We start from the raw sequence: 19,141 nt of genomic DNA on the forward strand, positions 1-19,141 counted from the left end.
GGGGAAAATAACGGTTTCCACCACCCGGTGTTTTGCTCAACAATGCTCCATTCACATAACGGCGGTCTATTTTAGTCATCTTTACAATTGGAAGGGTTCGATCGGAGATCCCGACCTTTATCAGTTCGTTAGCCAACTAAAGGTTGTCACCCGCGATTCGCTGAAACGAATCCACAACGCATACCTTAAATTCGCCTTCATTTTTTCCGACTACGCTTAATGAGCTTCGATGAAATTCACGATCCCGCTGTGTGATTTATAGGAGTTCTCAATGGAATACAAAGATCCTATGTTTGAACTGCTAAGCAGTCTGGAGCAGATTGTTTTTAAAGATGTATCGCAGACAGTTACTCAGACGCAAAAAACCAACCCTTTCGCTGAATTTGAACAACTACGACGAGGGACAGGTTTAAAAACAGATGATTTCGCCCGGGTGATGGGCGTAACGGTCGCGATGGTTCATGAATGGGAGTCTAAACGCGTGAAGCCATCCAGTACCGAATTGAAGTTGATGCGTCTGATTCAGGCAGACCCTCGATTAAGTAAACAGTTGATGGATTGAGCTATTTTTTAATTTTTCTGAAGAACGGTCCGGTAAAAGGACCGTTCCCTTACGGAGGGTATCCACAAATAAGAAAATAGTAGTTGCATCCACGGGCGTAAAATGAGTTAATGCGCTCAACGGTTTGACGTACAGACCATTAAAGCAGTTTAGTAAGGCAAGTCCCTTCAAGAGTTATCATTGATACCCCTCGTAGTGAGCATTTCCTTTACTGTTAAAAAATCTGTAGAGCACGCCATATCGCCGAAAGGCACACTTATTTTTTAAAAGGTAATACACTATGTCCGGTAAAATGACTGGTATCGTAAAATGGTTCAACGCTGATAAAGGTTTCGGCTTCATCACTCCTGACGATGGCTCTAAAGACGTGTTCGTACACTTCTCTGCTATCCAGAACGATGGCTACAAATCTCTGGACGAAGGTCAGAAAGTTTCCTTCACCATCGAAAGCGGCGCTAAAGGCCCGGCAGCTGGCAACGTAACCAGCCTGTAAGCTTAAAAAGCTCAGAATTCAAGATCCCTGCCAAACGGCGGGGATTTTTTTTATTTGTTCTCCACGCCCCCTCTCCCGAACACGTCTTTGCATTACTTTACCCATCACACCTTTGACCTTTCCCTAAGGGCAAGCTTTATAGTGAGCGAGTTTATATTCCACAATTTTCACAAGGAATTGAAGCTATGTCGAAATCCTCACTGCTGTTATTTTTAGGTTTGCTCACAACCGGTACCGCCTTCGCGGCAACACCGGAAGCCAATTTCCTGGCTGAACACGGACTCAGCGGGAAATCCGTCGAGCAAATAGTCGAGACCATTGACCAATCCCCCCAGAGTCGCCCGCTGCCGTACTCAGCCTCTGTCACCAGTACCGCGCTGAAGCTGTCTTCGGGCGACCAGGTGTATACGATGCCGCTCGGCGATAAGTTCTATCTGTCGTTTGCCCCCTATGAGTGGCAAACGCACCCTTGTTTCAACCACAGCCTTTCCGGTTGTCAGGGAGAAATGCCTGGGAAAAAATTCAACGTCAAAGTGACGGATAGCAAAGGGGATGTGGTTGTACAAAAAGAGATGAAAAGTGGCCGAAATGGTTTTGTCGGGATTTGGTTACCGCGCAATATGACAGGTACCATCGCGGTAAGCTACAACGGTAAATCAGCCGAGTATCCCATTAAAACGATGGAAGATAGCCAGACCTGCCTGACAAAATTACAACTGCGCTAACAGCATAAAAAAATGCCGGATAGCGCAATGTTTATCCGGCCTACTGGTGTCTTTCTTGTAGGCCGGATAAGGCACAGCCACCATCCGGCATTTTCTAAATCAGCTCAGAACCGTTACTGCAGCAGCGAAATATCCGCCACGCGCAGGAACAGCTCGCGCAGTTTTTCGAGCATAGAAAGACGGTTAATACGCAGGTCTTTATCCTCTACGTTCACCATCACTTTCTCGAAGAACGCATCGACCGGCGCGCGCAGCTCAGCTAATTCAACCAGCGCTTCCTGATAGTTCCCCGCAGCGAAGACAGGCTCCAGCTTATCGCGCAACACCACAACCTGCATCGCCAGCGCAATTTCTTCTGGCTCTTTCAGCGTTGCTGCATTGACACGCTCATTCAGCGTTTCTTCGGACTTCGCCAGAATATTCGATACACGCTTGTTCGCGGCAGCCAGTGCAGAAGCGGCTTCCAGCGTACGGAAGTGCGAGACCGCCTTCATACGCGCATCGAAATCAGCCGGACGAGTCGGACGACGCGCCAGCACGGCCTGAATGGTATCTACGGTATAGCCTTCGTCCTGATACCAGGCGCGGAAACGACCCAGCATGAAGTCGATAACGTCATCCACCACGTTGGCGTTGGTCAGCTTGTCGCCATACAGACGTACCGCTTCTTCCGTCAGCGTTTGCAGATCCAGATTCAGGTTCTTCTCAACGATGATACGCAGCACGCCCAGCGCGGCACGACGCAGTGCAAACGGGTCCTTGTCGCCTTTCGGATGCTGACCGATACCGAAAATACCCGCCAGGGTGTCCATCTTATCGGCAATCGCCACCGCACAGGCAACCGGGTTAGACGGCAGGTCATCACCGGCGAAGCGCGGCTGATACTGCTCGTTCAACGCGACGGCCACATCTTCCGCTTCGCCATCATGACGCGCGTAGTGCATGCCCATTACGCCCTGGGTGTCAGTGAACTCGAAGACCATGTTGGTCATCAGGTCGCACTTGGACAGCAGGCCAGCACGCGTTGCGTGGTTTACATCAGCGCCAATCTGTTCGGCAATCCAGCCCGCCAGCGCCTGAATACGGTCAGTCTTGTCACGCAGCGTACCCAGCTGTTGTTGGAACAGCACGGTTTGCAGACGCGGCAGATTGTCTTCCAGACGTTTTTTACGGTCAGTATTGAAGAAGAACTCGGCATCTGCCAGGCGCGGACGAACCACCTTCTCGTTACCGGAGATAATCTGGCTCGGGTCTTTCGATTCGATGTTAGCAACGAAGATAAAGTTCGGCAGCAGTTTGCCGTCGTTCGCATAAACCGGGAAGTACTTCTGGTCACCTTTCATGGTGTGTACCAGCGCTTCAGACGGCACCGCGAGGAATTTCTCTTCGAACTTCGCAGTCAACACTACCGGCCATTCCACCAGCGAGGTGACTTCTTCCAGAAGGCTTTCGCTCAGGTCAGCGTTACCGCCAATCTTACGCGCTGCTTCTTCAGCATCGGCTTTGATTTTCGCTTTACGCTCAGCGTAATCCGCGATCACTTTGCCACGCTCACGCAGGATTTCTGGATACTGATCGGCAGAATCGATGGTGAATTCCGGCTCGCCCATAAAACGATGACCGCGGATCACGCGATCGGACTGAATCCCCAGAATCGTTGCCGGAATCACTTTGTCGCCCAGCAGCAGGGTCACAGTGTGAACCGGACGCACGAAGTGGACGTCAGACGCCCCCCAGCGCATCAGTTTCGGGATCGGCAGCTTCGCCAGCGAAGTCGCAATCATGTTCGGCAGCATCGCTTCAGCGCTTTCGCCTTTCACGTGCGCACGGTACAGCAGCCACTCACCTTTATCAGTGGTCAGACGCTCAGCCTGATCAACGGTGATACCGCAACCACGCGCCCAACCTTCCGCCGCTTTACTCGGTTTACCTTCAGCATCAAACGCCTGGGCAATTGCCGGTCCACGCTTCTCAACTTCACGATCGGGTTGAGATTCCGCCAGGGCAGCGACTTTCAGCGCCAGACGACGCGGAGCAGCAAACCACTCAACATTGCCGTGCGCGAGGCCAGCGTTATCCAGCTCCGCGGTAAAGTTCGCAGCAAAGGACTCAGCCAGGCTGCGCAGTGCTTTTGGTGGCAGCTCTTCAGTGCCGATTTCCACCAGAAAAGTTTTCTCAGACATGGCCGCCTCTTATTTGTCTTTGTTGCACATCGGGAAGCCAAGGGCTTCACGGGAAGCGTAGTAAGCTTCTGCCACTGCTTTGGTCAGCGTGCGAATGCGCAGGATATAGCGCTGGCGCTCGGTGACGGAGATGGCTTTACGCGCATCCAGCAGGTTGAAGCTATGGGCGGCTTTCAGAATACGTTCATACGCAGGCAGTGGCAGCGGGTTTTCCAGCGCCAGCAGTTGCTGTGCTTCTTTCTCGTACTGCTCGAAGCAGGTGAACAGGAAGTCCACATCGGCGTATTCGAAGTTGTAAGTGGATTGCTCCACTTCGTTCTGATGGAACACGTCGCCGTAGGTTGTTTTGCCCAGCGGACCGTCGCTCCAGACCAGGTCGTAAACGCTGTCTACGCCCTGAATGTACATAGCCAGACGTTCCAGACCGTAGGTGATTTCCCCGGTAACTGGCTTACATTCCAGACCACCAACCTGCTGGAAGTAGGTGAACTGCGTGACTTCCATGCCGTTCAGCCACACTTCCCAACCGAGACCCCAGGCACCCAACGTCGGGTTTTCCCAGTTATCTTCCACGAAACGGATATCGTGAATGGTCGGGTCCATACCCAGCTCTTTCAGAGAACCCAGGTACAATTCCTGAATATTGTCCGGTGACGGCTTAATCACTACCTGGAACTGATAGTAGTGCTGTAAGCGGTTCGGGTTTTCGCCATAGCGCCCGTCGGTCGGACGACGAGAAGGCTGCACATAAGCAGTCGCCATCGGTTCCGGCCCCAGTGCACGCAGGCAGGTCATTGGGTGAGATGTCCCCGCGCCGACTTCCATGTCCAATGGTTGAACGATGGTGCAGCCCTGGCGAGCCCAGTAATCCTGTAAGGTCAGGATCAAGCCCTGGAAGGTCCTGGTATCAAACTTTTGCATATTATTTCGTGCTGGATACGTGTGGATTTAAAGGAAGCGGTCAGTATACCCGCTGGCTGCAAGATATACAGTACGAAACGGGAAAAAGGGGGAACTTAGCGCATGGAAAGGTGCAAAAACTGCCCGTCTGCGTCAAATGAGCAGACAAAACTCTCTTTACGGAAGGTAGAACCGCGCATCTCATAGCTACCCTGGAATTGCTCAAGACTGGTGATAGCAATTTTCTGGGCACCCGTATTATAAAGCTCCGATGCTTCACTTTTGCACAATGACTCCATATCCAGTGAACGCGTGGCAGTAATTTTGACCTTTTGCGCTTTCTGCACGGGTGCTGAAGATTGTGGATCGGCGCACCCCGCCAGCAGCAGCGTGAGGATTGCTGGAAAGAAATACTTCATCATCATTTTATTACCGCCTGGTTTACTGGTCAGTCTTATTATTAGTGTCTGGAAACAGATCCTATTGTGAGAATCTCCCCAGGCCATCACAAGCTTTAGCGTAATAACTCGGATTAATCCAGTGAGCGACGTTCGCAAATACCGGTCAGACTTTTTTAATGAAAACAGAGGAACTGATGCAGCCCAAAATTTTCTGGATTGATAACTTACGCGGGATAGCCTGTTTAATGGTTGTGATGATTCACACCACGACCTGGTACATCACCAATGCGCAAAGCGTCAGCCCGGTAAATTGGGATCTTGCCAATGTGCTAAATTCTGCTTCTCGCGTTAGCGTCCCGCTGTTTTTTATGATCTCGGGTTATCTCTTTTTTGGCGAACGCAGCGCCAGACCGCGACATTTCATCCGCATTACGTTGTGCATACTGTTTTACAGCACCGTTGCACTGGCCTACATCCTGCTGTTTACCTCGATCAACGCTGAGCTATCGTTGAAAAACCTGCTACAAAAACCGGTGTTCTACCACCTGTGGTTTTTCTTCGCTATTACCGTTATCTACCTGGTATCCCCGTTAATTCAGGTGAAAAATGTCAGCGGAAAAATGCTGCTGGCATTGATGGTCGTGATTGGTGTTATTGCCAATCCCAATACCGTATCGCAAAAATTGGGCGGCTTTGAGTGGCTACCCATCAACCTGTACATCAGTGGCGATGCGTTCTACTACATTCTGTACGGCCTGCTGGGCCGGGCAATTGGCATGATGGAGACACAAAAGCGCTCACTCACCTGGCTCTGTGCAGCGTTGTGTATCGTCGCCGTGTTTGTTATTTCCCGCGGGACGCTGCATGAGCTCCAGTGGCGAGGTAATTTTGCCGATACCTGGTATCTCTATTGTGGCCCGGCGGTATTTATCTTTGCTGCATCGCTCCTGACGCTGGTCAAAAACACGCTCAGCACACGCACACTGCCCATACTGGGGATTGTTTCCCGTCACTCGTTAGGTATTTACGGTTTCCACGCGCTGATCATTCATGCGCTACGTACCCGCGGTATTGAACTCAAAAACTGGCCACCGCTGGATATGCTATGGATTTTTAGCGCCACGCTGGCGGGCAGCCTATTGCTTTCCATGCTGCTACAGCGCATCGATACGCGCAGACTGGTAAGTTAGAATTCATCAGAATGTGCCTTTTCCGTTGGGTACATCAGCAAAATCAGCCCTGATATACACACACAGAATGCTGCCGGGTACAGCCCCATTTCGAGGGGAGCTAACGGGGCATTCCACACCCCCACGAGCAGTAACCCGACCGTTATGAGCGCAACCATCTGACACACAAAAGCAAAGCGTTCATCACTCTGATTACGGTTTTCAGCTCGCAGGTAAGCGTAGGTCACGAACAATCCGGTCATCAGAACACCTAAAAAGTAACCTTTTCCGCTGAGTAAGGGGCATGACCACCATAGGCCTGCGCAGTAAATGAGTGCGCCGGAAAGAAACAATAGCCATGGCAATAGCCGCGTCGTCTTCATTGGGATCTCCTTATCCTCTACCACGGATACAATATGAATAACCCACTCAAGACAACACAGAAAAACGCTATCCAACTGAAATTTCAGAATACATTCATGCGCATGAGCTATTGATTCAATGGAAACATATATGAGGAAAATCCCCTCTGCTCATCAGAGGGGAACACGATCAGGACATTAAGGGCAGCAATTGCTGATAGATACGACGGAAGGTTTCCCGACGTTGTTGATAACGAGCATGATGCTCTGCATCAGGATAATGCGCCTGCTCCAGCACCAGTTGAGGCAGTAAGTCAGAGAGTGGTTGTTGTGGATTCATCGCAATTTGCGCCAGCCGTGCTGCGCCCAGGGCAGGACCGACATCTCCGCCTGTACGGTAATCCAACTGCAGCCCGCTGATATCGGACAACATCTGCCGCCAGTATTCGCTACGCGCCCCACCACCGATGAGCGTAATGCTGGCCGGTGTAACGCCACAGGCATGTACCACATCCATACCGTCAGCTAAGGCAAATCCCACACCTTCAAGTACCGCTCGCGCCAGTTCTGCCGGACCATGCTGATGCGTCAGGCCAAAAAAGACACCTTTCGCCTGCGGGTTATTGTGCGGCGTACGTTCACCTGACAGATAGGGCAAGAACCAGACCGGTTCAGCCTGCTCATTTGCCTGCTGTGCGGCATCAATCAGCGCAGGTACGCTTGCCAGCCCGGTTAATTTTGCCGCCCAGTCGAGGCAGGATGCGGCGCTCAGCATCACCGACATCAGATGCCACCGTTCAGGCAGCGCGTGGCAAAAGCTGTGTACCGCACTTTCTGGTTTACTGAGAAAGCCGTCGCTTACAGCAAAGTAGACGCCGGACGTACCCAATGACAGCATCGCCTGGCCTGCATTCATCATCCCTACGCCAACCGCACCCGCCGCGTTATCGCCACCACCGGCAACGACCGCAACTTCTGACATGCCCCAGGATTGCGCGACAGCAGGCAACAGCGTTCCGGTAATCGCACTGCCCTCGTACAAGGCCGGCATATGTGCGCGAGTCAGTTGACACGCAGACAACATGACGTCACTCCAGTCACGTTTCGCGACATCCAGCCACATCGTACCTGCGGCATCCGACATATCGCTGGCAAACTCTCCGGTCATACGCAGACGCAGATAATCTTTCGGCAGCAGGACTTTATCAACATGGCTGAAAATGTCCGGTTCATGGCGCTGAACCCACAGCAATTTAGGGGCGGTAAAGCCAGGCATCATCAGATTGCCGGTAATCACACGAGATTGTGGCACCTGATTTTCCAGCATCACGCATTCTTCAGCGCAGCGACCATCATTCCACAGGATTGCCGGACGCAGAACCTTCTGCTGCTTATCAAGCAGCGTCGCGCCGTGCATCTGCCCGGCAATACCTAACGCCTTTACCTCGCTGAGCGAATGTTGCTGGCCCAACGCTTTTACAGCACGATCCGTCGCCAGCCACCACTGTTCAGGATCCTGCTCCGACCATAATGGATGAGGCCGGGAGACGGTCAGTTTCTCCGTGTGCGAGGCCACCACATCGCCCTGCTCGTTCAGCAGAATGGCCTTTACGCCTGATGTACCAAGATCTATCCCGATATACATAGGGTATCGTTCCTTAAAGAAAGGCCCGGTAGCGAATCGCTATCCGGGCTTACGGACGTACTCGGCAGTCCGTTATTTGTCGAACAAATAATGGTTTACCAGATTTTCCAGCTGTTCCTGATGGCCGCTCTGATGCACCGGTGCCAGGTTATGTTGTTCAGCGTACTGCGCAATTTCCGTCAGCGTCATCTGACCTTTCAGAATTTGCTGGCCCAGCTCACCATTCCAACCGGCATAACGTTTTGCCACGCGCTGATCCAGGCCACCGTCTTCAATCATACGGGCCGCAATTTTCAGCGACAGCGCCATGGTATCCATCGCCCCAATATGACCATAGAACAGATCGTATTTATCGGTACTCTGACGACGGACTTTGGCATCAAAGTTCAGGCCACCTGTGGTAAATCCGCCCGCTTTCAGGATTTCGTACATGACCAGCGCATTCTCTTCTACGCTGTTCGGGAATTGGTCGGTATCCCAGCCCAGTTGTGCGTCGCCACGGTTCGCATCGACGGAACCAAATAGCCCCAGAGCAATCGCCGTAGCGATTTCGTGGTGGAACGAATGGCCTGCCAGCGTGGCATGGTTCGCTTCAATATTCAGTTTGATCTCTTTTTCCAGACCGAACTGCTTCAGGAATCCGTAAACGGTCGCGGCATCGTAGTCATACTGGTGTTTCGTGGGTTCTTGCGGCTTCGGTTCGATCAGTAAGGTGCCCTGGAAACCGGTTTTGTGTTTATGCTCGACCACCAGTTGCATAAAGCGGCCAATCTGCTCACGTTCCTGACGCAGGTCGGTATTAAGCAGCGTTTCATAACCTTCACGGCCGCCCCACAGAACGTAGTTCTCGCCACCTAATTTATGTGTGGCATCCATGGCAGTCACGACCTGCGTGGCCGCCCAGCTGAAGACTTCCGGGTCCGGGTTAGTCGCCGCACCTGCGCCATAACGTGGGTTAGTAAAGCAGTTTGCCGTACCCCACAGCAGTTTCACGCCGCTCTGTTCCTGTTTTGCCGCCAGCACATCCACCATCTGGGCAAAGTTATTTTTATACTCTTTCAGTGACGCGCCTTCAGGCGAGACGTCAACATCATGGAAGCAGTAATAAGGCACATTCAGCTTATGGAAAAACTCAAAGGCCACATCCGCTTTACGTTTTGCCAGCGCCAATGCTTCACCCGGCTGTTGCCACGGACGGTCGAAGGCCCCCATACCGAACATATCCGCACCGTTCCAGCAGAAAGTGTGCCAGTAGCAGGCGGCAAAACGCAGATGATCTTCCATGCGCTTGCCCAGCACGATTTCATCAGGGTTGTAATGGCGAAATGCGAGTGGGTTAGTGGATTTTGTACCTTCAAAACGAACGCGATCAAGTTGGTCAAAATAAGCCTGCATAATAAGCTCCATAATCAGGTAATACGGCAAGTAAACTGCGATACAGTCATACTGGAATTTCCTGATTTATTGCTCAATTACGTTATTTCACACCGCCATTAAGAGAATACCCAAATGTGCGCTGGCTCCCAAAAATGCACACTGAATAAGCAATTAAAAAAGCGATCGCGATCGGCTCTTCATCAATAAACAAAAAACCGTAATACGCAGATAAGAAATGACAATTGTCTTCCTGGTCGGGGTGTGTGAATTTTGCGTAGCGTTACGCAAATAAGAAATTTGTCACGCTTCATCAAGTAGTCGCACCTGCGGTTTTGGTAGTATCGACAGGCCACGTTAACCTTTCAGGATAGGCTCTTATGTTTGATAAACGACACCGCATCACCCTATTATTTAATGCTAATAAAGCCTATGACCGCCAGGTGGTAGAGGGCGTAGGTGAATATTTACAGGCATCGCAATCCGAGTGGGATATATTCATTGAGGAAGATTTCCGTGCCCGTATTGATAATATCAAAGACTGGTTAGGCGACGGTGTTATTGCTGATTATGACGATGATGACATTGCGCAATTACTTGCCGATGTCGATGTTCCCATCATCGGTGTCGGTGGTTCCTACCATCTTGAAAGCGATTATCCACCCGTCCATTACATTGCGACTGATAACCATGCACTGGTGGAAAGCGCTTTTTTGCATCTAAAAGAAAAAGGGGTCAACCGATTCGCATTTTATGGTCTGCCCTCTTCCAGCGGCAAGCGCTGGGCTGCCGAGCGTGAATATGCCTTTTGCCAGTTGGTCGCCAAAGAGAAGTACCGTGGTGTTGTCTATCAGGGGCTGGAAACCGCACCAGAAAACTGGCAGCACGCTCAAAATCGACTGGCGGACTGGCTGCAAACTTTACCCCCGCAAACCGGTATTATCGCCGTGACCGACGCGCGTGCGCGGCATGTTCTGCAGGCTTGCGAGCATTTGCATATCCCGGTGCCGGAAAAACTGTGTGTCATTGGGATCGATAACGAAGAACTCACCCGTTACCTGTCCCGCGTCGCGCTGTCATCCGTCGCTCAGGGCGCACGACAGATGGGCTATCAGGCTGCAAAACTTCTGCACCGCTTACTGGCGAATGAAGAACTGCCGCTGCAGCGCATTCTGGTGCCTCCGGTACGCGTCGTGAATCGTCGTTCAACCGACTATCGCTCATTGACCGATCCCGCCGTCATTCAGGCAATGCACTTTATCCGCAACCATGCCTGTAAAGGCATCAAAGTCGAACAAGTGCTGGATGCAGTTGGGATTTCACGTTCGAATCTCGAGAAGCGCTTTAAAGACGAGGTCGGGGAGACCATCCACGCCGTGATTCATGCCGAAAAACTGGAAAAAGCGCGTAGCCTGTTGATCTCCACGACGCTCGCGATAAACGAAATTTCACAAATGTGCGGCTACCCGTCGTTGCAGTATTTCTATTCCGTTTTCAAGAAAGAGTATGACACGACGCCAAAAGAGTACCGTGACATGAACAGTGAGGTGTTGCTGTAATGGGAATTGTGCCGGATGGCGGCTTCGCCTTATCCGGCCGACAGAGCGACTCACAGGCCTGATAAGCGTCGCGCCATCAGGCCTGTGGAATTACATATGCGCGGCGATTAAACGCTGGTTATCCTGGTACATCGCGAACAGATAGTTATTGTAACTCTGTCCTTTGGTGGAGTACCCCTTCAGCTTATGGATCATCGCGGTCGCTGTCACTTCCTGATCGGCTTTACGCAACTGCGCGCGCGATTTACGGAAGGAAGAGTATGCCGGGTGCGTGTTCAGGTTAATGACATAGGCATTCACCGACTCTTTTACCGATTCAAACTGTGAATAGCCTTTCACCTTACCGGGTGCATTGTTGCAGCGGCCTTTGACACATTTCATGCCAAACAGGTTGTTATTGCTACGCGCCAGTTTCGATGTGCCCCAACCGCTTTCAGCCGCAGCCATAGTCGCCACCATACTGGTAGGAATGATGTCTACGCGCTCAAGCAACGTATTCCATGGAATTTTACGCGTGTTACCAGACCAGCTCACCTTGTAGCGTTTCGCGATGTCTTTCATACGCGTACGCTCAGTCGGTGACCAGCGATTCTGGTACTGCTTTGAGATCAGCCAGTTACGGTCCGCCGTAATGGCAGCATTTTGACTGGTAATATAAGGCATAACCGTCCGGAGAAACGCTTTTTTCCTTGGTGTTCCGGAAGGGTATTTTCGCAAATCAGGAAGTGAACTACTCTTTGCACTATTGCGAGAATACTCTTGTTTACTGCTTACCTGTGTATTACTTGCCTTGATTACCTGGGGCTTATGACTCGTTGTTGCCGTGTGTGTCTTTGCCAGCACCTCACCCGAAAATGCAATGGTGAGTAACATAAGAATCATTGCCCCATATCGTCGAATGGGAGTCAATATCATTAGGTCTCCTGGTCGGATTTAAACATTCCAACACCTTATATTTTTCACAAAAATGAGAGATGAATCTCAAATCATATCAAAAATAGCCGTCAAGAGCACCCAAAGGAATAGTCCAATTCTGAAACTATGTCACGTACAAACCGTTCCGGGTGCGGTTAATTCGAAGAAAATGTGGAGGTTATCGCAAAATCAGGTCGTTTTTTGCGCGTGATCGCTCACCCTCGTCTCTCATCCGGGCAAAATCGACGCTAAGGATGAGTTTCCGCTCTGATTTCACTGGCAAACTGGCGTAAATCGCAGCATCAAGGACAGCATTATGAAACTTGCCGCCGTTGCGCTGGTATTACTGCCCGGCATTGCCATCGCCTCATCATGGACTTCTCAGGGATTCCCGACTTTCGAAGCGGAAGGTACGGGTAAATTTGTCAGCCATGCAGCGTTGACGAAGGGTACTCGCCCTTTGACCCTGAATTTTGACCAACAGTGCTGGCAGCCTACAGATGCCATTAAACTCAATCAGATGCTGTCGCTAAAACCCTGTGAAGGCACACCGCCACAGTGGCGTTTATTTAAAGACGGCGATTACACATTGGAAGTCGATACCCGCTCCGGTACACCGACGCTAATGCTGTCAGTAAAAAATGAGGCGGACCCCATCACCGCCCAGATCCGCCAGTGTCCAAAATGGGATGGCTCGCCACTGACGCTGGATGTGAGCCAGACCTTCCCGGAAGGCACCGTGGTACGTGATTACTATAGCCAGCAAACGGCAACGGTGAAAAACGGAACCATTACCCTACAACCCGACGCGGCCGGTAATGGACTTTTACTGTTAGAACGGGCGGAAACAGATACACCTGCCGCTTTCGACTGGCACAACGCCACGGTGTATTTCGTACTGACAGACCGCTTTGAAAACGGTGATCCAACTAATGATCACAGCTATGGACGTCGCAATGACGGTATGCAGGAAATTGGTACCTTTCACGGGGGAGATTTACGCGGGCTGACCAACAAACTCGACTACCTGCAACATCTGGGCATCAACGCCTTGTGGATCAGCGCACCGTTTGAACAAATCCACGGCTGGGTTGGCGGTGGTACTAAAGGCGATTTTCCCCACTACGCCTATCACGGTTACTACACCCAGGACTGGACCACGCTCGACGCCAATATGGGTAACGAGGCCGACCTGCGCGCGCTGGTTGACGGCGCGCATCAACGCGGCATCCGCATTCTGTTCGATATTGTCATGAACCATACCGGTTACGCCACGCTGGCGGATATGCAGGAGTACCAGTTTGGGGCGTTGTACTTGTCAGGTGAGGAACTGGAAAAAACGCTCGGTGAACGCTGGACGGACTGGAAACCCGTGTCCGGGCAGAGCTGGCACAGCTTTAATGATTACATCAACTTCAGTGATAAAGCCGCGTGGGAAAAATGGTGGGGGGAAAAGTGGATCCGCACTGACATTGGCGACTACGACAATCCAGGTTTTGACGACCTGACCATGTCGCTGGCTTTCCTGCCCGATCTGAAAACGGAGTCCACTACGCCTTCGGGTTTGCCGAATTTTTATCAACACAAGCCGGATACCCACGCCAAAGCCATCCCTGGTTATACGCCACGAGATTATCTGACTCACTGGCTCAGCCAGTGGGTGCGTGACTACGGCATTGACGGTTTTCGGGTCGATACCGCTAAACATGTCGAGCTTCCGGCCTGGCAACAGCTAAAAGCGCAGGCCAGCTCAGCGTTGGCCGAATGGAAGAAAGCTAATCCAGACAAAGCGCTGGATGATAACCCCTTCTGGATGACCGGTGAGGCATGGGGACATGGCGTCATGCAAAGCGATTATTACCGCCACGGTTTCGATGCGATGATCAATTTTGACTATCAGGAGCAGGCGGCCGGGGCCGTCGATTGTCTGGCGAATATCGATCTCACCTGGCAGCAGATGGCCGATAAATTGCAGAATTTCAACGTGCTAAGCTATCTCTCATCACACGACACCCGGCTGTTCCGTGAAGGTGGAGACAAAGCCGCCGAGTTGTTATTGCTGGCACCTGGCGCGGTACAACTTTTTTACGGTGACGAGTCGGCACGCCCCTTCGGCCCAACCGGCTCAGACCCGTTACAAGGTACGCGCTCGCAGATGAACTGGCAGGACGTTAGCGGGAAATCGGCCGCCAGCGTCGCACACTGGCAGCGCATTAGCCAGTTCAGGGCCCGCCATCCCGCAATCGGAGCGGGTAAACAAACCACGCTTTCATTAAAGCAAGGATACGGATTTATCCGCGAACACGGCGACGATAAGGTCATGGTCGTGTGGGCCGGACAACGCTGATCCCAACAGGCTTCTCGTGCTCAACGGCGCGGGAAGCCAGATTCAATATAAAAAACTATCCAGCAAAAAATCTGCAGCACAAAACATCAATTCGGCTCTGTAGGCCTGATTTGCACCCCGCCATAGGTAGCGCTATGGTTAGCCACTTTAATACTGAGTTCGACAGACCACCTGCTATGACATTCTCACTTTTTGGCGACAAATTTACCCGCCATTCAGGCATCACACGCCTGATGGAGGACCTCAACGACGGCTTACGCACCCCAGGCGCTATCATGCTCGGTGGCGGTAATCCGGCACAAATCCCAGAGATGCAAAATTACTTTCAGTCTCTGCTGGCTGAGATGCTGGAAAACGGCAAAGCCACTGATGCGCTTTGTAATTATGACGGTCCACAAGGTAAAACCGAGCTACTGTCTGAGCTGGCGAAACTGCTACGTGAAAAGCTGGGTTGGGATATCGAACCACAAAATATTGCACTGACAAATGGCAGTCAGAGCGCGTTTTTCTACTTATTCAACCTCTTCGCCGGACGTCGCGCCGATGGAACCACCCGAAAAGTGTTGTTCCCGTTGGCACCGGAATACATTGGTTATGCCGATTCAGGGCTCGAAGAAGACCTTTTCGTTTCAGCACGCCCAAACATCGAACTGTTACCGGAAGGTCAGTTTAAGTATCACGTTGACTTTGAACACCTGCATATCGGCGAAGAGACAGGCATGATTTGCGTGTCACGTCCGACGAACCCGACCGGCAATGTGATCACCGATGAAGAGTTGATGAAGCTGGACCGGCTGGCCAATCAGCATGGAATTCCGCTGGTTATCGATAACGCCTATGGTGTCCCCTTCCCAGGCATCATTTTTAGCGAAGCGCGTCCGTTGTGGAACCCAAACATTGTACTGTGCATGAGCCTTTCCAAGCTGGGGCTACCGGGCTCTCGCTGCGGCATCATTATTGCTAATGAAAAAATCATCACCGCCATCACCAATATGAACGGCATTATCAGCCTTGCGCCTGGCGGAATGGGTCCGGCAATCATGTGCGAAATGATCAAGCGCAACGACCTTCTGCGTCTGTCTGAGACGGTTATCAAACCGTTTTATTACCAGCGAGTTCAGGAAACAATTGCGATTATTCGCCGCTATTTATCTGAAGATCGCTGCCTGATTCATAAACCCGAAGGGGCGATTTTCCTGTGGTTATGGTTCAAGGATTTACCGATTTCCACCGAGCTGTTATATCAGCGTCTGAAAGCGCGCGGTGTCCTGATGGTGCCTGGCGACTATTTCTTCCCAGGGCTGGATAAACCCTGGCCGCATACGCATCAGTGCATGCGGATGAATTACGTACCGGAACCGGAAAAAATCGAGGCTGGCGTGAAGATTCTGGCTGAAGAGATAGAACGCGCCTGGCTTGAAGGCTGACGAAAACCCCGACCTCAGTGCAGGTCGGGACTCGCTTTACAGCGGTTGTGACCGCAGACGCTGCCGCTGAATACTAACAGCATCAATGCACTGCAACGCGCTGGTCGGGCAGGCTTCTACACACGCCGGCCCCGTCTCGCGATGCCAGCACAGATCGCATTTAATCGCCTGCACCCGTGACGTGTGCGCGACGACATTCATCGCCCCAAACGGGCAGGCCAGCATACAGCTTTTACAACCAATGCAACGCGCCTGTTCAACGAAGATATGTCCATGTTCACGGCGAATAGCGTACGTGGGACAGACGTTAGCGCAGGGCGCATCCTCGCATTGATGGCAGGCAACTGCAGTGGTAAACGCATCATCTTTGATAACCCGGATCCGCGGGGCAAATGCTCCAGAGGAGACGGCCGCACAATCCTGGTTTTCCTGATGCGCGACGACACAGGCAACTTCACAGGTACGACACCCAATACACTTCGCCGCATCCGCCATAATAAACGCGTTCATTGCCCCCTCCATCTGCATGAAAATCACAGAGTGCCAGAGAGCCCGGTTATGCTGCCTTGATCGGACAAGGGAAACGGTTAAATTTTGTCAGGCTTCGGTTACGCCGAATTAATATGCTCCTTACAATAGCGGCGCTTCCACGCCGCCGGTGTCAGGCTGGTGTGCTTACGAAAGATTTTGCGAAAATAACCGACGTCATTAAATCCGCATTTCATCGCCACTTCAGTTAACGACAGTGAATCGCTAATGAGCAGCTTTTCTGCTGCTCTCACCCGTTGACGATGCAGCGCCTCGGTTAATGTCAGTTGAAAAGCACCACGAAATACACGCCCCAGATAGTCCGCATTACAATGTAGCTCTTTTGCCAGCGCTGAAGCCGAAATCGGCAGATGAAACTGAGTATGTATAATTTGCTGGGCCTTCCATGCCAGCGCATTACCAGGGCTATCAGCGGGCTGTTCGCTGGCAGCGGCGGATATTTGCTGCAGAATCAACAGCAAGAGCAGCTCTAATGCGATACTGCGATGTATATTTTCTTGCTCACGTAAGAACTGGCGAAACAGCGAAATAATATACTGCGGCTCACTCACCCGGGTATGCTGAGGAATTGTGAGTAGCGGTTCAGGTATGGCTGCGTCGGTTTCTGCCGCCACCTCAAAGTGCAGCCAGTAAAACTTCAGGTCGGCTGGAAATTGCCCCACGCCGATATGTAATCGTTGCGGCCATAACAGCAAACTTTCACCGGCATTCACGCGAAAAAGATCATTACCCTCGCGAATCGTTAATGTCCCTTTTTCAACAAAAATTATTTCCCAGGATTGCAATTGCCGTGCCGGATGACTACCGACACCACGGGAAATAAATAAGCCACCATTTTGCACTTTAATCGGAAGAGACATGGATAATTCGAGCATAACTATTCAAACCTCTGCTTTTTACATTATCTAACGTGCTCTTTACCTTTGATTATTCACGATAAAATCATGTTCTGCCGGATCAAAATCACATTTTCATAATGAAGTCGGAATTGTCATCTTTTTATACTTTTCCCTTCCCTTGTTGCGCTAAACATTTCGTGCAGAATAAATAACGTACTTTGCAAATTACCACTAAAAAACCCGCAATGTAGCGGGATACTTTCTGAACATCATCTCCAGGAGTTATTTATGACTTCGGCTCCGATTACGACAAGCGATTTAGCGCAACGTGCGCAAGACGACAAATTATCTCTGCGTGAAAAGATAGGTTATGGATTAGGCGATGCGGGTGGAACGGTAATTACCTGCCTGATCATGAACTTCCTCACCTTTTTCTACACCGACGTGTTCGGTTTAACGCCCGCACTGGTCGGTACACTGTTTATCGCTTTGCGTGTATTTGATGCCATTTCCGACCCCATTATGGGCATACTCGCCGACCGCACACAAAGCCGTTGGGGGCGCTTTCGCCCATGGCAACTGTGGATCGCAGTTCCCATTGGCATCATTGGTGTACTGACCTTTACCGTCCCGGACGCCAGTATGGGCGTAAAAATCGCGTGGGCGTTTGGCACCTATCTGCTGCTTTCCGTCGGCTACACCGCCATCAACGTGCCGTATTGCGCGCTGATCAACACCATGACAACCCGTCACAGTGAGGTCATCGGCTGTCAGTCCTGGCGCTTTGTGCTGTGCGGTGTAGCTGGATTCCTTGTCTCCGTAGGTCTGCCGTGGATGGTCGATGCTCTCGGTCAGGGCAATGCCGCGCAGGGTTATCAGTTCGGCGTTGGCATACTGTGTGCTATCGCGGTGGTAATGTTCCTGTGCTGTTTCTTCTGGGTGCGCGAGCGCGTGCCGCTGGCGATGATGGGGAAATTTACCCTGCGCGAACATATCGGCGGACTACGTAAAAATGACCAGCTATTGCTGATGCTGGTGATGTCATTCCTGCTGATCAACGTTTTCAATATTCGCGGCGGCGGGTACATGTACTTCATTACCTACGTGCTGAAAGGCAGTACCGCTTACACGTCGCTGTTTTTCACCATGGTCACCTTCGCGTCCATCCTTGGCTCGGTGATTGTCAGTCCGCTAACCCGTCGCATCGATACCGTCAAACTCTATTACTACACCAACCTGGTACTGGCCGCGCTGGCGGTAATGATGTGGTTCCTGCCAACCGGCCCGGCCTATCAGACATTGTGGCTGGCGGTGATCCTCGGCAACGGCATTATTCTGGGCTTCACACTTCCGTTGCACTTCTCACTGATGGCTTTTGCCGACGATTACGGCGAGTGGAAAACCGGCGTTCGTTCATCAGGCATGAACTTCGCCTTCAACCTGTTTTTCATCAAACTGGCCTGGGCTTCCAGCGCGGGGATCATCAGCTTGTTGTTTATTTTTGTCGCCTATCAGCCAGGTGCCGGCAACCAAACTGTCAGTTCATTGCAAGGTATTACTGCCATGGAGACGCTGCTGCCGGCACTGTTCCACCTTCTGCTGGCACTCTTTATCCGCATCTGCAAACTCAATAACCCGATGATGTCGCGTATTTCCACCGATCTGCGTCAGCGTCATGTACAGCCTTAAGG

17 protein-coding genes are annotated in these 19,141 nt (G+C 51.5%); 8 read left to right on the forward strand and 9 right to left on the reverse strand.

Going from position 1 to position 19,141, the window contains the following annotated elements:
* Positions 1-271 precede the first annotated feature (271 nt).
* The 3 genes from NNO08_RS02035 to cueP all read left to right on the forward strand — a co-directional run bounded on the left by NNO08_RS02035 (position 272) and on the right by cueP (position 1,780).
* Entirely contained in the window at positions 272-562 is a 291-nt protein-coding gene (locus tag NNO08_RS02035) for an HTH-type transcriptional regulator (RefSeq protein ID WP_048213664.1), read from the forward strand.
* 280 nt (positions 563-842) lie between these two features.
* On the forward strand, positions 843-1,055 hold the full coding sequence (cspE, locus tag NNO08_RS02040; protein WP_000014594.1) for a transcription antiterminator/RNA stability regulator CspE: 213 nt from the start codon (positions 843-845) through the stop codon (positions 1,053-1,055).
* A gap of 185 nt (positions 1,056-1,240) precedes the next feature.
* Positions 1,241-1,780, forward strand: a complete 540-nt coding sequence (cueP, locus tag NNO08_RS02045; RefSeq protein ID WP_271440384.1) for a copper-binding periplasmic metallochaperone CueP — start codon at positions 1,241-1,243, stop codon at positions 1,778-1,780.
* A gap of 113 nt (positions 1,781-1,893) precedes the next feature.
* Here cueP and glyS read toward each other — a convergent pair whose 3' ends face one another.
* From glyS to NNO08_RS02060, 3 genes are all read right to left on the reverse strand, one after another.
* Positions 1,894-3,963 carry a glycine--tRNA ligase subunit beta gene (gene glyS, locus NNO08_RS02050; protein ID WP_271456080.1) on the reverse strand — a complete coding sequence of 690 codons (2,070 nt, stop codon included), beginning with the start codon at positions 3,961-3,963 and terminating at the stop codon, positions 1,894-1,896.
* A 9-nt stretch (positions 3,964-3,972) separates the two neighbouring features.
* Entirely contained in the window at positions 3,973-4,884 is a 912-nt protein-coding gene (glyQ, locus tag NNO08_RS02055; RefSeq protein ID WP_001168551.1) for a glycine--tRNA ligase subunit alpha, read from the reverse strand.
* A gap of 95 nt (positions 4,885-4,979) precedes the next feature.
* Positions 4,980-5,288, reverse strand: a complete 309-nt coding sequence (locus tag NNO08_RS02060; RefSeq protein ID WP_271456081.1) for a YsaB family lipoprotein — start codon at positions 5,286-5,288, stop codon at positions 4,980-4,982.
* A gap of 170 nt (positions 5,289-5,458) precedes the next feature.
* Here NNO08_RS02060 and NNO08_RS02065 point away from each other — a divergent pair, with 170 nt between their 5' ends.
* Positions 5,459-6,454, forward strand: a complete 996-nt coding sequence (locus tag NNO08_RS02065; protein ID WP_271456082.1) for an acyltransferase — start codon at positions 5,459-5,461, stop codon at positions 6,452-6,454.
* Here NNO08_RS02065 and yiaB read toward each other — a convergent pair.
* From yiaB to xylA, 3 genes are all read right to left on the reverse strand, one after another.
* Positions 6,451-6,816 carry an inner membrane protein YiaB gene (gene yiaB / locus NNO08_RS02070; RefSeq protein WP_271456083.1) on the reverse strand — a complete coding sequence of 122 codons (366 nt, stop codon included), beginning with the start codon at positions 6,814-6,816 and terminating at the stop codon, positions 6,451-6,453. The genes NNO08_RS02065 and yiaB overlap by 4 nt on opposite strands.
* A 169-nt stretch (positions 6,817-6,985) precedes the next feature.
* Positions 6,986-8,440, reverse strand: a complete 1,455-nt coding sequence (gene xylB, locus NNO08_RS02075) for a xylulokinase (RefSeq protein WP_271456084.1) — start codon at positions 8,438-8,440, stop codon at positions 6,986-6,988.
* A gap of 72 nt (positions 8,441-8,512) precedes the next feature.
* The gene (gene xylA / locus NNO08_RS02080) at positions 8,513-9,835 is read right to left on the reverse strand and encodes a xylose isomerase (protein ID WP_137361657.1); all 1,323 of its coding nucleotides are present in this window, start codon (positions 9,833-9,835) and stop codon (positions 8,513-8,515) included.
* 359 nt (positions 9,836-10,194) lie between these two features.
* On the opposite strand from xylA, the gene xylR reads away from it, so the two are divergent.
* Entirely contained in the window at positions 10,195-11,373 is a 1,179-nt protein-coding gene (gene xylR / locus NNO08_RS02085; protein ID WP_048213671.1) for a D-xylose utilization transcriptional activator XylR, read from the forward strand.
* Between the two features lie 90 nt (positions 11,374-11,463).
* Here the strand turns inward: xylR and NNO08_RS02090 are convergent, their stop codons facing one another.
* Complete coding sequence (locus NNO08_RS02090; protein WP_061066797.1) at positions 11,464-12,288, reverse strand: protein bax; 825 nt, start codon at positions 12,286-12,288, stop codon at positions 11,464-11,466.
* 316 nt (positions 12,289-12,604) lie between these two features.
* Between NNO08_RS02090 and malS the strand changes: the two genes are divergently transcribed.
* Complete coding sequence (malS, locus tag NNO08_RS02095; RefSeq protein WP_271456085.1) at positions 12,605-14,635, forward strand: alpha-amylase; 2,031 nt, start codon at positions 12,605-12,607, stop codon at positions 14,633-14,635.
* Positions 14,636-14,811: 176 nt separating this feature from the next.
* The gene (avtA, locus tag NNO08_RS02100) at positions 14,812-16,062 is read left to right on the forward strand and encodes a valine--pyruvate transaminase (protein WP_271456086.1); all 1,251 of its coding nucleotides are present in this window, start codon (positions 14,812-14,814) and stop codon (positions 16,060-16,062) included.
* Positions 16,063-16,098: 36 nt separating this feature from the next.
* Here the strand turns inward: avtA and NNO08_RS02105 are convergent, their stop codons facing one another.
* Both NNO08_RS02105 and NNO08_RS02110 read right to left on the reverse strand, forming a co-directional pair.
* Entirely contained in the window at positions 16,099-16,572 is a 474-nt protein-coding gene (locus NNO08_RS02105) for a 4Fe-4S dicluster domain-containing protein (protein ID WP_271440375.1), read from the reverse strand.
* Between the two features lie 98 nt (positions 16,573-16,670).
* Positions 16,671-17,486, reverse strand: a complete 816-nt coding sequence (locus NNO08_RS02110) for a helix-turn-helix domain-containing protein (RefSeq protein ID WP_271440374.1) — start codon at positions 17,484-17,486, stop codon at positions 16,671-16,673.
* A 252-nt stretch (positions 17,487-17,738) separates the two neighbouring features.
* Between NNO08_RS02110 and NNO08_RS02115 the strand changes: the two genes are divergently transcribed.
* Positions 17,739-19,139 carry an MFS transporter gene (locus NNO08_RS02115; protein WP_271448746.1) on the forward strand — a complete coding sequence of 467 codons (1,401 nt, stop codon included), beginning with the start codon at positions 17,739-17,741 and terminating at the stop codon, positions 19,137-19,139.
* Positions 19,140-19,141: the final 2 nt, after the last annotated feature.

Source organism: Citrobacter sp. Igbk 17 (assembly GCF_028069775.1).
Taxonomy (GTDB): Bacteria; Pseudomonadota; Gammaproteobacteria; order Enterobacterales; family Enterobacteriaceae; genus Citrobacter.

What these genes read in the sequence shown, in the direction of transcription:
- NNO08_RS02035 (WP_048213664.1), top strand. Translation starts at nt 272, where the DNA reads ATGGAATACAAAGATCCTATGTTTGAACTGCTAAGCAGTCTGGAGCAG.
- cspE (WP_000014594.1), top strand. Translation starts at nt 843, where the DNA reads ATGTCCGGTAAAATGACTGGTATCGTAAAATGGTTCAACGCTGATAAA.
- cueP (WP_271440384.1), top strand. Translation starts at nt 1,241, where the DNA reads ATGTCGAAATCCTCACTGCTGTTATTTTTAGGTTTGCTCACAACCGGT.
- glyS (WP_271456080.1), bottom strand. Translation starts at nt 3,963, where the DNA reads ATGTCTGAGAAAACTTTTCTGGTGGAAATCGGCACTGAAGAGCTGCCA.
- glyQ (WP_001168551.1), bottom strand. Translation starts at nt 4,884, where the DNA reads ATGCAAAAGTTTGATACCAGGACCTTCCAGGGCTTGATCCTGACCTTA.
- NNO08_RS02060 (WP_271456081.1), bottom strand. Translation starts at nt 5,288, where the DNA reads ATGATGATGAAGTATTTCTTTCCAGCAATCCTCACGCTGCTGCTGGCG.
- NNO08_RS02065 (WP_271456082.1), top strand. Translation starts at nt 5,459, where the DNA reads ATGCAGCCCAAAATTTTCTGGATTGATAACTTACGCGGGATAGCCTGT.
- yiaB (WP_271456083.1), bottom strand. Translation starts at nt 6,816, where the DNA reads ATGAAGACGACGCGGCTATTGCCATGGCTATTGTTTCTTTCCGGCGCA.
- xylB (WP_271456084.1), bottom strand. Translation starts at nt 8,440, where the DNA reads ATGTATATCGGGATAGATCTTGGTACATCAGGCGTAAAGGCCATTCTG.
- xylA (WP_137361657.1), bottom strand. Translation starts at nt 9,835, where the DNA reads ATGCAGGCTTATTTTGACCAACTTGATCGCGTTCGTTTTGAAGGTACA.
- xylR (WP_048213671.1), top strand. Translation starts at nt 10,195, where the DNA reads ATGTTTGATAAACGACACCGCATCACCCTATTATTTAATGCTAATAAA.
- NNO08_RS02090 (WP_061066797.1), bottom strand. Translation starts at nt 12,288, where the DNA reads ATGATATTGACTCCCATTCGACGATATGGGGCAATGATTCTTATGTTA.
- malS (WP_271456085.1), top strand. Translation starts at nt 12,605, where the DNA reads ATGAAACTTGCCGCCGTTGCGCTGGTATTACTGCCCGGCATTGCCATC.
- avtA (WP_271456086.1), top strand. Translation starts at nt 14,812, where the DNA reads ATGACATTCTCACTTTTTGGCGACAAATTTACCCGCCATTCAGGCATC.
- NNO08_RS02105 (WP_271440375.1), bottom strand. Translation starts at nt 16,572, where the DNA reads ATGAACGCGTTTATTATGGCGGATGCGGCGAAGTGTATTGGGTGTCGT.
- NNO08_RS02110 (WP_271440374.1), bottom strand. Translation starts at nt 17,486, where the DNA reads ATGCTCGAATTATCCATGTCTCTTCCGATTAAAGTGCAAAATGGTGGC.
- NNO08_RS02115 (WP_271448746.1), top strand. Translation starts at nt 17,739, where the DNA reads ATGACTTCGGCTCCGATTACGACAAGCGATTTAGCGCAACGTGCGCAA.